Below are 15,120 nucleotides of genomic sequence, written 5' to 3'. Positions count from 1 at the left end.
AAAAATCAGCCAACGACTGTGTTGTGCTCCCGTCTGGCCTGACCGTGACAGGTGGCCAGCCGGGCCAGCAGGTGATCGATCTGCTCGCCGGCCTGACTCTGCACCAGCCCGATGCTGACGGTCACCGGCCGTTGCGGCAGCAGGCTGGCATCGGCGATCTCCATCCTCAGCCGCTCGGCAATCTCGAGGCCGCTCAGCCGGTCGGTCTGGGAGAGCATCAGGATGAAGCCGTCTTCGTCCCAGCGGGCGAAGGGGTCTTCCCGCCGCAGTTCATGGCGCACGATGCGGGCCAGCTTGGCCAGCATGGCGTCGCAGGCTGCCTCGCCAAACAGCTGCTGGATCTTGGCCCTGTGATCGACGGTGAATTGCAGCAGGCTGAAGCTGCCGCTCGCGCTGGCCAGCCGCTCATCGAGCAGCTGTTCGAAGTGGCTGCGGCTCTCCAGCCCGGTGAGGGGATCGGTACCGTGCCGCTCCTCCACCTGCACCGTCTGCGGTTCGAGCAGACGCACCACCCCCAGCACCTGGCCGTGGACATCGCGCCTGGCCCGCTCTTCCAGCCGGACATAGTGGCCATCGTGATGCAGGATCCGGTATTCGAGCCGGATCTGGGCCACCCGCCCGCTCTGGCAGGCCAGCTGCGCCTCCTGCAGGCTCCCCAGGTCGTCGGGGTGCACCCGCTCCAGCCAGCCGAGGTCGTCCAGACCTGCTTCGTTCAATCCCAGCAGCCGCAGACAGGAGAGATCCCGCTGCACGCCCTGCTGCGGACTCCAGCTCCAGAGCCCTGCCTCCAGCAAGGCGATGGCATCCGCCATCAGCGCCAGATCAAACCGGGTAATTGCCTCCCTGAGGGGAGCCTTGAGCATGTCCATCGAGCGCCTCGACACCGAATCTGAAGACCTTCTCAATAAGTAACATTGGCTCTCGCACCGAGCAACAGGGTCAGCTCGCTTTTCCTTGATAGCCGTTCATCAGGGCCTGCCAGTTCTCCGGTACGAAGTGAAAACTGGTATGCAGCTGGGACTCCTTGTTGAAGGAGCGCAGCAAGCGTTCCAGGTTGGCCTGCTGCCAGTTGCCGGGCGAGCGGATGGCCCCCTTGTCGAAGTCGATCACCCACACCTTGCCCTCCTTGTCGAGCAACAGGTTGTGGCTGTTGAGATCGGCGTGATAGACCCCGGCGTCGTGCAACTGGCGCACCGTCTGGCCCACCTTGTGCCACACCTCGCCGGCGATCGGCCCCTGCTTGAGCAGGGCGACCAGATCCTTGGCACCGCGAATGCGCTCAATCAGGATGTCAGCCCGGTAGAAGGGGCCCTGTTTGGCCATGCGGGCGGCAAACGGGCGTGGCACCGGCAACCCCTGGGCGCTCAACTTGGCCAGCAGGCTGTATTCGGCCATGGCCCGGCTAGACTCCACTCCCTCGAACCAGAAGCGATCCCGCACCACCTTGCCCACCATGCCGCCGCGATAGTAGTGACGCAGCACCAGGTGGCGGGATTCATCCTTCACGAACCAGGTCACGCCGCGGCCGATGGAGGTCCCCACCACCTGCCGGTTGTTCTGCCACCAGGCCGGATCAAACAGCTCGGGAGAAGGGTCGCGAAACGCCCCTTCGGCATACCAGCAGATCTGGTTGTGTTCGGTCTGAATTTGCATCTTGGTCATTCCGGTCGGTCATCGCTACGGGTTGGCGCTCAGGGCCAGGGCAACAGGGGCCCGGTGGGGCCGGCTGCCAGTCGTGCGCAATTTTACAATCCACAGGGGAGTTTGCATAATGCCATCCATCCATTTTGCCATCGTTGCGCCACATCATGCCGCTGTTCCAAACGCCGCCCTCCTCCATCTGCATCCTGCGGCTCTCCGCCATCGGGGACTGCTGCCACGCGCTGGCGCTGGTGCGCGTCATCCAGCGGGCCTGGCCGACGACCCGCATCACCTGGATCACCGGCAAGATTGAAGCGACGCTTTTTGCCGATCTGCCCGGGGTCGAAGTGATCGCCTTCGACAAGAGCAAGGGCTGGCGCGGCTATCGCGAGCTCTGGCAGACCCTCAGGGGGCGCCAATTCGATGCCCTGCTGCACCTGCAGGCGGCCATGCGGGCCAGCATCGCCACCCTCGGCATCAAGGCTAAAGTCAAACTCGGGTTTGATCGGGAGCGGGCCAGCGACGGCCAGTGGTTGTTCACCAACCACAAGGTGCCATCCCCCGCCTCGCCTCACGTGCTGGACGGTTTCCTCGCCTTCGCCAAAGAACTTGGCATCCAGGATCTGACCCCGGACTGGCAACTGCCCATCAGCGCCGAGCACCAGGCTTGGGCGAAGGAGAAGATCGGCGGCAAGCCGACCCTGCTCATCTGCGCCGCCGCCAGCAAGGCCTTCAAAAACTGGACGGCGGCCGGCTATGCCGCACTGGCGGATCACGCCGCCCTCAAGGGGTTTCAGGTCTATCTGTGCGGCGGGCCGGCCAAGCTGGAGCGGGATCTGGCTGCCGACATTGCGCGGCTGAGCCAGAGCAAGCCGGTGGATCTGGTGGGGCAGACCAACCTCAAGCAACTGCTGGCGCTGATCAAGGAGGCCAGCCTGGTGCTGGCTCCCGATACCGGCCCGGCTCACATGGCCACCCTGGTGGGTACGCCGGTGCTCGGCCTCTATGCCCATCACAACCCGGATCGTACCGGCCCCTATCTATGCCGCGACTACGCGGTCAGCGTCTATCAGGAGCTGATCGAGCAGGAGACCGGCAAGCCGCTGACCGAGCTTGGCTGGCGCACCCGCCTCAAGGATCCGGACGCCATGGGCAAAATCACCAGCGAACGGGTCATCGCCGCCTTCGACCGGCTCTGCGCCGAGCGCCAACTGCCGCGCTGATGATGCGCGCAACTCGGAAATCCCGAAGCCAGCGGCAGGGATAATCTGCTGGCCCGCCCCGGCAACGGCAGGCAGAATGAGGGCTGATGTGGGTTACGCTCCCGCAGCAAGCTACGAATACTTTGATCGGCTGGAATATGATTCCGGCCGTTTTTTTATCCGCCGCCTTCTGTTAAAATTCGCCGCCTTTACATCCCTCTTCTTCAAGAATTTTCCGCGTTTCGGATTTGGCTGTCTCCCTTTCGGGCACAAGACGGCAGCCTCTGCTACAACCAAAACACGGGTTTAGATTAAAGGTACAGACATGGCGAAACAAGGCACTCTCTATATCATCTCCTCCCCGAGCGGAGCGGGTAAATCCAGCCTGCTCAATGCCTTGCTGACCCAGCACAACAGCGCAGGCAAGATGCAGCTGTCGGTCTCCCACACCACCCGCGCCACCCGTCCCGGTGAAGAGCACGGGGTGCACTACCACTTCGTCAAGGTGGAAGAGTTCAAGGCGCTGATCGAGCGCGGCGACTTTCTGGAGTGGGCCGAGGTGTTCGGCAACTACTACGGCACCTCCCGCGCCGCCATCGAAGCCTGCCTGGCGCAGGGCATCGACGTGTTCCTCGACATCGACTGGCAGGGAGCCCGCCAGATCCGCGAGCAGATGCCGACCAAATCCATCTTCATCCTGCCTCCCAGCCGCGAAGAGCTGGAGCGTCGCCTGATCGGCCGCGGCCAGGACAGTGCAGAGGTGATCAAGGGCCGGATGGATAAAGCCATTGCCGAAATGGTGCACTACGACGAGTATGACTATGTCATCATCAACGAAGACTTTGAGCAGGCGCTGTTCCAGCTCAGGGCCATCATCGAGTGCCAACGGCTGGAATTGCGCCAGCAGCAGCAGGCCCAACAAAACTTGCTGCAACAGCTACTGGCAGAATAGGCCAAAAACAAGTAAACTTTTGCGTCATTTTTAAACACCGCTTTTTTAAACCGAGAAAGCCCAAACACTGGAGTCCTGCATGGCACGCGTTACTGTAGAAGATGCTGTAAAACAGGTAGGTAACCGTTTTGACCTGGTGCTGGTCGCCGCACGCCGCGCCCGTCAAATCGCGGTTCAAGGCAAAGATCCCCTGGTTGACGAAGAGAACGACAAGCCGACCGTGATCGCCCTGCGTGAGATCGAACTGGGTCTGGTGAACAACCAGGTGATGGACACCCAGGACCGTTACGAGCAGCAAGAGCAGGAAGCCGCCGAGCTGGCTGCCGTTGCTGCCATCGCCGAAGGCCGCGGTTAAGTCAGCTGTTTCCTATAGTCGGCGCCCGCCCGGGTGCCGACTGTTCTCCCCCATTTACAACCGCTCGAAAACCTCGCAAACTCAGGACTATACCCTCTATATCCACGGATTGCCGTTTCACCGCTGCGGGGACTGTCTTGTATTTATTTGAAAATCTTAAAGAAATAGCCAGTTCCTACCTGCCACCCGAGCAGGTGGAGAAGCTCAGGCAAGCCTATGTGGTGGCCCGTGATGCTCACCAGGGACAGATGCGTTCCAGCGGCGAGCCCTACATTACCCACCCGGTTGCCGTTGCCCGCATTCTTGGCGACATGCGCCTCGATCATGAAACCCTGATGGCCGCCGTGCTGCACGACGTCATCGAAGATACTCCTGTCACCAAGGCCGACCTGGCCGAACTGTTTGGCGATGCCGTCGCCGAGCTGGTATCAGGCGTCTCCAAGCTCGACAAGCTGAAGTTTCGCGATCGCAAGGAGGCCCAGGCCGAGAACTTCCGCAAGATGGTGATGGCCATGACCCAGGATATCCGGGTCATCCTGATCAAGCTGGCCGACCGCACCCACAACATGCGCACCCTGGGCTCGCTGCGACCGGACAAACGCCGCCGCATAGCCCGGGAAACCCTCGAAATCTTCGCCCCCATCGCCAACCGCCTCGGTATTCACACCATGAAGAACGAGCTGGAAGAGCTGGGCTTCGAGGCGCTCTACCCCATGCGCTCGCGGGTGTTGCGCGAATCGGTACGGCGCGCCCGCGGCAATCGCCGCGAGATCATCGACTCCATCCAGAGCGAGATTGAAGGCCGGCTGCGTGAGGCTGGCATCGAATCCCAGGTCAGCGGCCGCGAGAAGAACCTGTTCTCCATCTACAACAAGATGGAGAAAAAAGAGCTGCAATTTCATGAGGTAATGGATATCTACGCCTTTCGTGTGAGGGTGAAGGACATAGATACCTGTTACCGGGTGCTGGGCCAGATGCACAGCCTCTACAAGCCCCGCCCCGGCCGCTTCAAGGATTACATCGCCATCCCCAAGACCAACGGCTACCAGTCGCTGCACACCTCGCTGGTGGGGCCGCACGGGGTGCCGGTGGAAGTGCAGATCCGCACCGAATTCATGGACCAGATGGCCGACAAGGGCGTCGCCGCCCACTGGGCCTACAAGCAGGATGGCGACAGCTCGGGCACTACGGCCCAGATCCGCGCCCAGCGCTGGATGCAGAGCCTGCTCGAGCTGCAGCAGAGTGCCGGCAGCTCCTTTGAATTCATCGAGGGGGTCAAGACCGACCTCTTCCCCGACGAGATCTACGTGTTCACGCCGGAAGGGCGCATCATGGAGCTGCCCGCCGGGGCCACTCCGGTGGACTTTGCCTACACGGTGCACACCGACATCGGCCACGCCTGCGTCGGTTCGCGGGTCGACCGCCACCCCTATCCGCTGAGCAGCCCGCTGCACTCGGGCCAGACGGTGGAGATCATCACGGCACCGGGGGCCCGCCCGAACGCAGCCTGGCTCAACTTCGTGGTGACCACCAAGGCCCGCTCCAAGATCCGCCAGTTCCTCAAGAACCTGCGCACGGAGGAGTCGGTGGTGCTGGGTCGCCGCCTGCTCAACCATGCGCTCGGCGCCAAGAACATCGAAGACATCCCCGAGCCGCGCATCAAGCAGGTGCTGGCCGACACCAAGCACGAGAACCTGCAGGGCCTGCTGGCCGACGTGGGCCTTGGCAACGCCATGAGCGTGATGGTGGCGCGCCGCATGCTGGGGGATGAACTGCCGCCGGAAGAGCAGCCCAAGTCCAGCAGCAAGAAGATGCCGATCAAGGGTGCCGACGGCATGCTGGTCACCTTTGCCAACTGCTGCCGCCCCATCCCGGGGGACGCCATCATCGCCCACATCAGCCCGGGCAAGGGGCTGGTGATCCACCAGGAAGCCTGCCGCAACATCAAGGGCTACAGCAAGGAGCCGGACAAGTACCTGCCGGTGCAGTGGGAAGTGGACAAGGAGCAGGAACAGGAGTTCCGTACCGGCATCAGCATCGAGATCGTTAACCACCAGGGCGCCCTGGCGGAGCTGGCCAACGTGATTGCCGCCACCGGCGCCAACATTCACGCCATCAGCACCGAAGAGAAGGATGGCCGGGTCTATCTGGTCACCCTGCTCATCACCACCAAGAGCCGGATCCACCTCGCCAACATCATGCGCAAGATCCGGGTGATGCCGAACGTGCTCAAGGTGAGCCGGCAGAAAAACTGAACACAGGCGGCGCAAGCCGCCTGCTGCTTTTCAAGAGACATGCTGGCCCGGCGCCGGCCCGATTTGACCCTGTGCATGCAAGCGATGCGCGCACCAGCCTCACCCGATAGAAACTGACATGACACCTGAACGCTTCAAACGAATTTCCGACATGCTGGCCCAGCGCCAGCTCGATCTGACCGTCTGCATGGAAGAGGTCCACAAGCCGCACAACCTGGCCGCCATCGTGCGCACCGCCGATGCCATCGGCATCCACCGGGTACACGCGGTCTGGCCCAAAACCTGGATCCACAAGCGAAAGGGTACCGCCCGCGGCAGCCAGAACTGGGTGGACGTGAAGCTGCACCCGGACATCGGCAGCGCTGTGGCCGAGCTCAAGGCCTCCGGCATGCAGATCCTGGCGACTCACCTCTCCGACAGCTCGGTGGATTTTCGCGCCATCGACTACACCAAACCCACCGCCATCCTGGTGGGCCAGGAGAAGCACGGCATCGGCGAAGAGGCGCTGGCCCTGGCCGATCACCATATCGTCATCCCCATGGTGGGCATGGTGCAGTCCCTCAACGTCTCGGTGGCCGCCGCCGCCATCCTCTACGAGGCCCAGCGCCAACGCGAGCTGGCCGGCTGTTATCAACGCGGCTGCCCCTTAAGCCTGGAAGAGCAGAACAGCATACTGTTCGAGGGGGGCTACCCCATCTATGCCCAGCTCTGCAAGGAGAAGGAGATGCCCTATCCCCAGCTCGGCCCGGCCGGCGAGATCCTGGCTGACGAGCAGTGGTGGCAGCAGATGCAGCTGACCCGCAAAGGCTGGGCAGCACAGCAAGATGAGCAATTACAGGAGCAATAATAATGAATAGTCCCTTTGGCAGCTGGCTGGAGTCCCAGGTAATACGGGAGCATCTCAGCAACCCCAATATCGAGGCGGGCGACTACAGCTACTACTCCGGCTACTACCATGGCAAGACGTTCGAGGATCACTGCGTACGCTATCTGCTGGGTGACGGCTCGACCCGGGAGACCTGGGAGAGCGGCATCTGGGGCGAGGTGGATCGCCTGCTCATCGGCAAGTTCTGCTCCATCGGCTCGGGTGCCACCTTCCTGTTGGCCGGCAATCAGGGCCATCGCATGGAGTGGGCATCCACCTTCCCGTTCGATCCGGGCACCTTTGGCGAGGGGGTGAAGAGCGGCTTCCAGCGCAAGGGGGATACCCGGGTCGGCAATGACGTCTGGATCGGCTCGGAAGCCATGATCATGCCCGGCATCACCATAGGCGATGGCGCAGTCATCGCCACCCGCGCCGTGGTCACCCGGGATGTGGAGCCCTACACCATAGTCGGCGGCAACCCGGCCAAGCCGATCCGTCGCCGCTTCGGCGATGAGCAGATTGCCCTGCTGCAGGAGATGCGGTGGTGGGACTGGCCGCTGCCGCGCCTGCAGGCGGCCATGCCGCTGCTCTGCTCGGGCGACATCGAGGGGCTTTACCAGCACTGGCAGCAAGAGTCGGCATCATGAAGCTGATGTCGCCCGCCCTGCTGGCCCTGACCCTGTTTTCTGCCGGAGCTCTCGCCGTGAACAATCCCTACCAGCTGACGCCGGAAGCCGACGTCGCCACCCTCCATCAGCAGACGCTGCCCGACTTCTGGCGCCAGCACGCCGTCGAGAGCGCCTTCAAGGGCAAGGATGGCGTCACCATCCGCTATGCCGCCTTGCGCCAGGCCAAGGTCGATCGCGCCATCCTCATCGTCAACGGCCGGGTCGAAAGCTACCTCAAGTATCAGGAGCTGGCCTGGGATCTGTGGCGTCAAGGCTACAGCCTCTACCTCATCGACCACCGCGGCCAGGGCTTGTCCGATCGGCTGCTGGCCGACCAGGAGAAGGGATATGTCGACCAGTTCGACGATTATGTACTCGATCTCAAGCAGTTTCATGACGAGGTGATCGCCCAGGACCAGCCCGCCAAGCTGTTCCTGCTGGCCCACTCCATGGGCGGCGCCATCTCGGCCCGCTATCTGGAGCGCTGGCCCGGTGACATCGAGGCGGCCGTGCTCTCCTCCCCCATGATGGGCATCAACCTGGGCGGCCTGCCCAAGTGGCTGGCCAAGGGGCTGGCGGCCACCATAGGCACGGTCGGCGGCTGGCTGGGCGAACCTCCTTACGGCCCGGGCCAGGGCCCGTACGAGAGCCACGACTTTGCCGACAACGGTCTGAGCCACAGCGAAGCCCGCTATCAGGCCTTCCGCGAGCTCTATGAGCAGCGCCCGCAGATCAAGCTGGGGGGCGCCACCGCCCACTGGATCTATCAGGGGCTGACGGGGGCGGACGCCGCCGTGGCCGAGGCCGGAGCCATCAAGACGCCGCTGCTGCTGCTGCAGGCTGGCGACGACGGCGTGGTGGACAACGCGGCGCAGGATGCCTTCTGCGCGCTCGCCCGCTGCGAAGGGGGCAAGCCGCTGCGCATCGAAGGGGCCTGGCACGAGCTGTTCATGGAGGCCGATCCCCAGCGCCAGGCCGCGCTCAACGCGACTCTGGCCTTCTTCGCACGCTACTAGCGGCTGGTTATTTTTTGTATCCCTAAATAAATGGGGTCGCGGGAGCGGTTGCTGTACACTGCTCCCGCTTTCATTCGTAACCCCGAGGTGATGATGTATAAGGTCGTTGTATCTGATCTCGATGGCACCCTGCTCAACGGGCAGCACCAGATCTCCCCCCGCACCCGCGATACCCTGCACCGTCTGGTGGATCAGGGAGTCAAGTTCGTGGTGGCCACCGGCCGTCACCATGTGGATGTGCGCAGCATCCGCGACACGCTCGGGCTCGACATCTATCTCATCACCTCCAACGGCGCCGTGGTGCACGACAAGCAGGATCAGCTGATCTTCAACCAGGCCCTGCCGGACAGCGTGGCGGCCGAGCTGATCGCGCTGGAGCGCGACCCCTCCATCCACATCAACCTCTACTACGGCGACGAGTGGCTGGTGGAAGAGGAGATGCCCTGGCTGCTGCAGTTCCATCATGAATCCGGCTTCAGCTACCGCCTGACCGATCTCGCCAGCCACCCGCTGGACAAGGTCAACAAGGTGTTTTACATCGGCGAGCACGAGAAGCTGCTGCAGATAGAGGCAGAGCTGAACCAGCGTTATGGTGATCGGCTCAACGTCACCTTCTCCCTGCCGGACTGTCTCGAGGTGATGCACGCCGGAGTGCACAAGGGCAATGCGGTGCGCGCCGTGCTGGAGCAGCACGGGCTGGAGATGTCCCAAGCGGTGGCCTTTGGCGACGGCATGAACGACTTCGAGATGCTGAGCATGGTCGGCCGCGGCGTGGTGATGGGCAATGCCCACGACCGGCTCAAGCTGGCGCTGGCCAACCACGAGCAGACCCTGAGCTCCGACGAGGACGGCGTCGCCGTCTATCTGGAGCAGCTGTTCGCCCTGCAGGGCGTCGACGTCGCCTGAGACAAGGCGCCATGAGCCACGCTGCGGCTCATGGCGTGCTCCCACCCGGATAATCCTCCGAATGAGCAGGCCGGCAGCCCCTCAGGTGGCCGGCTTGAACTGCTCCTTGTCGAGCTGGTGCTTCTTCATGCGCAGGTAGAGCTTCTTGCGCGGGATGCCGAGGTACTGGGCGGCGTCGGTCACCCGGCCGGAGAAGAGGAACAGGGTATCCTCGATCACCCGCCGCTCGAACTCCTCCACCAGATCGTCCAGCGGCTCCTTGCCGCTGGCCAGCGGCATGGCCCGCTCCGCACCGGCCAGCTTGACGATCCCCACCGCATAGAGCTCGGCCACGTTGCGCAGTTCACGCAGATTGCCGGGCCACTGATGCCGCTTGAGCGTCTCCAGATAGGCGCGATCTACCGCCGGCACCGGCCGGCCGATGCGCTTGCAGCCCTGTCGCAGAAAGGCCCGGAACAGGGGAATGATGTCGCAGCTGCGCTCCACCAGCCGCGGCAGCCTGAGCCGCACCTGGGAGAGGAAGTAGTAGAGCTCCGGCATCAGCTGCTGGCGCTCCACCAGCGCCTCCGGCGACGCCTCGAACAGCGCTATGGTGCGCAGCGACTTGCCTCCCTTGCGCTCCTGATCCAGCAGGTGGTTGCCAAGCCAGCGCTGGCAGTCGGCGCTCAGGCGGGCCGGGGATTGCAGCACCAGGGTGCCCTGATCGGCCTGCGCCAGGCTGGCCTGCACCTCGGCCAGACTAGGAGCCGACCCGCAGTCGTGCAGCTGGAAGGCCTGCTCCCGCCGGGCGCTGATCCTGTGCAGCAGCCGGGCCAGGGTGTGGCGGCCAGAACCGGCCGGCCCCTCCAGCAGCAGATCCTTGTCGGTCTGCGCCAGCTGATTGAGCTGGCCGCGGATCGCCACTATCTGCGGGCTGGTGCCGATCAGTTCGTCATCCACCGTCGCCTGGATCTCGCTGCGGCGCGCCAGCACGGCGCTGCGCTGCTGGCAGGCCCGCTCCAGCAGGCCCAGCAAATCCTGGGGATGAAGCGGTTTCTCCAGAAAGTCGAACGCCCCCTGTTTCACCGCCTTCACCGCCAGCGGGATGTCGCCATGGCCGGTGATCATGATCACCGGGATCTCGGCATCTATCTCGTGTACCCGGGCCAACAGCTCCATGCCGTTCATGGCGGGCATGTAGATGTCAGAGACCAGCACCCCGGGCCACTGGCCGGCCAGCAGCTCCAGCGCCTCGTGGGGGGAGGTGGTCGCCCTCGGCTGGTAGCCGGAGAGCCGCAACAGGTGGCAATAGGACTCCAGCACGTCCTCGTCATCATCCACCAGCAGCACGTTGGCGGGACGGTTAGCGGGCAACAGCATAGATGGCACTCTCCTCGTTCTGATGGGCGTTCGACCCGGCAGGGTCGACCGCCGCCAATTCCACTATCACCATGGCGCCGCCAGTCAGCGCAGAGCCCAGCATGATCTCGCCGCCGCAACGGGCCAGCAGGGAGCGGCAGATGGTCAGCCCCAACCCCAGTCCAACCTCCTTGGAGGTGGTGAAGGGGGTGAACAGCCTGGGCAGGATCGCCTCGCCAAAGCCGGCACCGCTGTCGACCACCGCCAGTCGCAGCCGGGCTTCGTTTTGTTCCAGCAACTGCAGCCGGATCTCCCGCCGCGCCAGCCCGGCCACCGCGTCCAGTCCGTTTACCAGCAGGTTGACCAGCACCTGCTCCAGCAGCACTGGGTCGGTCTCGAGCCAGAGCCCCTCCGGCAGTTCGTTGTGGAAGATGCAGCCATCGCGCTTCGCCCGCGTCTCCAGCAGCAACATGGCCTGTTCGGCCAGCGCCCCCAGCTCGAGCCGGACCCGCACCTCCTCCGCCGGCGACTTGCGGGCGAAATGGCGCAGCGCATTGATGATGCGACTCATGCGCCGCCCCAGCTTGTCGAGCTTGCCCAGATCCTGGTCCAGCGCCTGCAGCTGGCCGGCGGCGAGGGCCGCCCGGCTGGTGTAGAGGTAGGTCATCATCGCCGACAGCGGCTGGTTCAGCTCGTGGGCCAGGCTGGTCATCGCCTGCCCCACCACCGCCATCTTGGCCGCCTGGATCAGCTCATCCTGGGTCTGCAGCAGGGTACGCTCCGCCTGCTGGCGCTGCACCACCTCCTCCGCCAGCAGCCGGTTGTTCTCGGTCAGCTCGCGGGTACGCTCCGCCACCCGCAGGCCGAGCTCCCTGGCCGTCAGTTCCTGGCGGGTGACATCCGTGATGGTGATGATGAATCTGTACCCGCGCCCCTGTTCGAAGCGGCGCAGGTTGAGATGTAGGAAACGGGGCGTCTCGTCCTGAGCACAGGCCAGGGTGCACTCGCTGTGGCCGAGCCGGTGCAGCGGCTGGTCCGCTCCGAACTGCTCCGCCAGCATCGCCCTCGCCTCTGCCGGAAAGGCCTGCCACAACGGCCGGCCCGGCTCGACGCCGGTCTGCCGGAACAGGGTGAGCGCGCTCGGGTTGACCGACTCTATGGTGCCATCCGGATGGCAGGTGATGAGGCAGGCCTGGGTGTTGTTGATGAGGTTGAGGGCATTGGCCCGCTCCATCTGCTGCAACTGCTGGCTGAAGTGGCGCAAACTGTCGCCCAGTCGGCCGATCTCGTCCCGGCCGCTGGTGCTGACCGGCACGTCCAGCCGGCCTGCCGCGACCCTGTCCAGCTCCTGCCCCAGCAGGTCGAGCCGCTTGATCAGCCGGCGGCCGATCAGCACCACCAGCACGAAGATGCTGAGCAGCAGAGTGAGCGCCAGCACCACCAGGATCACCAGCTTGCCGGTCGCCACCTGCTGGCTGCTGTCCTCCCCCAGCGCGCTGAGGGAGCGGTTGGCGTCGCTCACCATCAGGCTGACCTTCTGGTGATAGCGCGACACGGCGTCGTCCAGCCGGGGGCGCAGGGCCGTCAGCTGCTGATGGGTCTGCACATCCGCCAGCAGCAGCCGGTGCAGCGGGCCACCCGGCTTCACCAGGGTGATGATGTCCTGCAGGATCTGGCGGTAGCTCACGGTCGAGGGGTACTCCGCCAACCGCGAGGTCAGCGCGTCTATCTCGTCGATCTTGTAGCCGATGAACAGGAAGGCGCTCTCCAGATCCTGCTGATAACGCTGGGCGATCACCTCGCCGACCAGGGACTGCAGCTCGTTCTCCTTGAAGGTGAGATCCTGCAGGGCGGAGAACTCCTTGATGACGTTGCCAAACTCGCTCATGTCGTCCGGGCTGGCCACCATGCCGGTCAGGTGCCACTCCACCTCCTGCAGCAGAGGGGCGGCATCATCCACCAGATCCTGATGCAGCCAGTTGCTGCGCTTTTGCAGTTGCTGCAGGGTTTCGGCGTGCTCGATCTGCTGCTTGAGGTAGCGCCCGTGATCCGCCACCAGCGCGCTCAGCTCCTCGAACGCCTGGCGTTGCGAGGGTGTCTCCTGATCCCCCGGGGTGCCCAGCCGGTAGGCACGCTGGATGTCCCCCAGGGTGGTCGACACAGCGTTGGAGAGGCGCTGATACTGCACCGGATCCCGGGTATCGCGCAGCTGGGCCAGCAACAACAACAGGCGGGAACTGGCCCGCTCCAGCTGATAGGCGTTGTCGATGGCGGGCAGGCTCTCCTCCACGATGAGGTGGATCTGCCGGCCCAGCCGATCCCACATCACATAGGCGGCCATGCCCATGGCGCCGGTCAGGGCAGTGATGGCCACGAAGGCGAGGATGAGCCGCCGCCCCAGGCTGCGCGGCATGGCCAGCAAGTGCCCCAGCCGGCTCATGGCCTGGCCGCCTGTTCGACCAGCCGCTGCGCCTCGTTCAGGCGCGCCTCGGTCGCTTGGCGCCACAGGTGCATCACCCGCTCCGCCTGTGGATTGCCCTGCTCCCGGTCATAGAGGCCGTCAAACAGCGCCAGCAGGGCCGGATCCTGCGCCTCCTGCTCGCTCAGCGGCGGCGTGCTCGCCTTGGCGACGGCCTGCTCCAGCAGTGCAACCCGCCAGGGCTCGCCATGGGTATTCAACCCGTTGATCCCCTGCCAGGTCATCTTCAGCCTGGGCAACTGCTGGGTGATGGCCTGCTCGAACAGGGCCTTGAGCAGGCCTGCCCGTCGATAGAGCAGCGCCTTGTCGGTGACGTAACGGGTCTGCCTGGCCAGTCCGGGCTGGCTCAGGGTGGCCTTGGCCATGCCGGGAGTGGCGAGGATCCCCTGCCCCTTGTCGGAGAGCAGGTACTGGATAAAGAGGGCGCCACTGTGCGGATGGTCCGAGCGACGGGGTACCCCCAGGTAGGTCGGCAGGATCACCGAGTCGGGCATGATGTTGAAGCCGACGTGATCGAAGCGGGCCTGGCTGGTGAGGGCATAGCTGTCGATCACCGGGCCGGCCCCCGCCAGACCGCGGCTGATGCCGTCGCTCACCCCGAAGCTGCGCGCCGTGATGGCCGACAGGTTGCCGCCCAGCCGCATCAGCAGGGCCCAGCCCTGCTGCCAGCCATATTGCTGCAGCACGCTCTCCACCATCATGTGGGTGGTGCCGGACTGGGAGGGCGAGCTCATCATCACGTGCCCCATGAAGAGCGGGGACGCCAGTTGCTGCCAGCTGGTGGGCTGCGGCAGCTGATATTTGGCCAGATAATGGCGGTTATACATGATGCCACTGCTGGAATAACCGACCACGGCCACTTTATTGCCCAGCCCCAGGGTATGGGGAGCGAGCCATTTGGGCGGCATAGTTTCATTTGGCAAAGCCGCCAACAAACCGGCTTTGTCCAGCGTGTTAAAAAAAGTCGGCGAAGAGGACATGATAATATCGACTTGCGGTGCATCGGCCTCCGTTAATAAGCGCAGGGAGGGAATGGTGCGCCGATAAATAACTTCGACCCGGATCCCGGGATATTGTTCGGCAAAGCCCTCGATCACCGCCTTGACCGGCGCCTCCGAAAACGAGGTGAGCACCGTCAGTGAAGCGGCCTGCAGGGTGCTGAATGGCAACAAAACGCTGCCCATGAACAAGGCCAGCCGGCGGCAAAAGAGGTGCATGACTATCGGTCGACTCGCGCGTTAATTCAGGAATATGTGCAGTACATCTAATATTCGGCACATGCCGTAATTTTTATTTTCACGAGGATGAGCCAGTTCTGACTCATTATGCCTCGGCACGCGGCTATTGTTATTCATCGAATATCAATAGGACAGTTCAAATATGTCATTTTTGACTCATGGTTTTCCCATGATTGAGTCAGAGTTGACCCATATCCGGCTTTTT

At 63.7% G+C, this 15,120-nt stretch carries 13 protein-coding genes; 8 read left to right on the top strand and 5 right to left on the bottom strand.

The window, feature by feature from the left end; translation table 11 throughout:
* Nucleotides 1-5 precede the first annotated feature (5 nt).
* Together AB5Y95_RS11735 and AB5Y95_RS11730 are read right to left on the bottom strand one after the other, a co-directional pair.
* Nucleotides 6-869 (bottom strand): GGDEF domain-containing protein, encoded by an 864-nt coding sequence (locus tag AB5Y95_RS11735; RefSeq protein ID WP_368161136.1) that lies wholly within the window; start codon nt 867-869, stop codon nt 6-8.
* A 70-nt stretch (nt 870-939) separates the two neighbouring features.
* A complete protein-coding gene (locus AB5Y95_RS11730; protein WP_026141425.1) occupies nt 940-1,653 on the bottom strand; it encodes a 3-deoxy-D-manno-octulosonic acid kinase in 714 nt (237 codons plus the stop codon).
* 155 nt (nt 1,654-1,808) lie between these two features.
* On the opposite strand from AB5Y95_RS11730, the gene AB5Y95_RS11725 reads away from it, so the two are divergent.
* The 8 genes from AB5Y95_RS11725 (at nt 1,809) to AB5Y95_RS11690 (ending at nt 9,860) form a co-directional block, all read left to right on the top strand.
* Nucleotides 1,809-2,864: a glycosyltransferase family 9 protein gene (locus tag AB5Y95_RS11725; RefSeq protein WP_368161134.1), complete on the top strand. Its 1,056-nt coding sequence runs from the start codon at nt 1,809-1,811 to the stop codon at nt 2,862-2,864.
* A gap of 304 nt (nt 2,865-3,168) precedes the next feature.
* The gene (gmk, locus tag AB5Y95_RS11720; RefSeq protein WP_368161132.1) at nt 3,169-3,795 is read left to right on the top strand and encodes a guanylate kinase; all 627 of its coding nucleotides are present in this window, start codon (nt 3,169-3,171) and stop codon (nt 3,793-3,795) included.
* 79 nt (nt 3,796-3,874) lie between these two features.
* Entirely contained in the window at nt 3,875-4,150 is a 276-nt protein-coding gene (gene rpoZ / locus AB5Y95_RS11715) for a DNA-directed RNA polymerase subunit omega (RefSeq protein WP_005307060.1), read from the top strand.
* Between the two features lie 137 nt (nt 4,151-4,287).
* The gene (gene spoT, locus AB5Y95_RS11710) at nt 4,288-6,405 is read left to right on the top strand and encodes a bifunctional GTP diphosphokinase/guanosine-3',5'-bis pyrophosphate 3'-pyrophosphohydrolase (protein ID WP_005307064.1); all 2,118 of its coding nucleotides are present in this window, start codon (nt 4,288-4,290) and stop codon (nt 6,403-6,405) included.
* Between the two features lie 118 nt (nt 6,406-6,523).
* Nucleotides 6,524-7,252, top strand: a complete 729-nt coding sequence (gene trmH, locus AB5Y95_RS11705; RefSeq protein WP_026458962.1) for a tRNA (guanosine(18)-2'-O)-methyltransferase TrmH — start codon at nt 6,524-6,526, stop codon at nt 7,250-7,252.
* A gap of 2 nt (nt 7,253-7,254) precedes the next feature.
* Complete coding sequence (locus tag AB5Y95_RS11700; protein WP_368161130.1) at nt 7,255-7,917, top strand: CatB-related O-acetyltransferase; 663 nt, start codon at nt 7,255-7,257, stop codon at nt 7,915-7,917.
* Nucleotides 7,914-8,954 carry an alpha/beta fold hydrolase gene (locus AB5Y95_RS11695; RefSeq protein ID WP_319906593.1) on the top strand — a complete coding sequence of 347 codons (1,041 nt, stop codon included), beginning with the start codon at nt 7,914-7,916 and terminating at the stop codon, nt 8,952-8,954. The genes AB5Y95_RS11700 and AB5Y95_RS11695 overlap by 4 nt, the downstream gene beginning before the upstream one ends.
* Nucleotides 8,955-9,047: 93 nt before the next feature.
* Nucleotides 9,048-9,860, top strand: a complete 813-nt coding sequence (locus tag AB5Y95_RS11690; RefSeq protein WP_017783517.1) for a Cof-type HAD-IIB family hydrolase — start codon at nt 9,048-9,050, stop codon at nt 9,858-9,860.
* A gap of 81 nt (nt 9,861-9,941) precedes the next feature.
* On the opposite strand, the gene AB5Y95_RS11685 is transcribed toward AB5Y95_RS11690, so the two are convergent.
* From AB5Y95_RS11685 to AB5Y95_RS11675, 3 genes are read right to left on the bottom strand one after another with little or no spacing between them, the layout of a single operon-like run.
* Nucleotides 9,942-11,219, bottom strand: coding sequence for a sigma-54 dependent transcriptional regulator (locus AB5Y95_RS11685; RefSeq protein WP_338713341.1), 1,278 nt, complete (start codon nt 11,217-11,219; stop codon nt 9,942-9,944).
* A complete protein-coding gene (locus AB5Y95_RS11680) occupies nt 11,203-13,638 on the bottom strand; it encodes an ATP-binding protein (RefSeq protein WP_338713342.1) in 2,436 nt (811 codons plus the stop codon). The genes AB5Y95_RS11685 and AB5Y95_RS11680 overlap by 17 nt, the downstream gene beginning before the upstream one ends.
* Nucleotides 13,635-14,861, bottom strand: coding sequence for an ABC transporter substrate-binding protein (locus AB5Y95_RS11675; protein ID WP_290037514.1), 1,227 nt, complete (start codon nt 14,859-14,861; stop codon nt 13,635-13,637). The genes AB5Y95_RS11680 and AB5Y95_RS11675 overlap by 4 nt, the downstream gene beginning before the upstream one ends.
* Nucleotides 14,862-15,120 lie beyond the last annotated feature (259 nt).

Source organism: Aeromonas sp. R5-3 (genome assembly GCF_040908225.1).
Classification (GTDB): domain Bacteria; phylum Pseudomonadota; class Gammaproteobacteria; order Enterobacterales; family Aeromonadaceae; genus Aeromonas; species Aeromonas dhakensis.
This window is presented reverse-complemented; position numbering and strand designations above follow the sequence as displayed.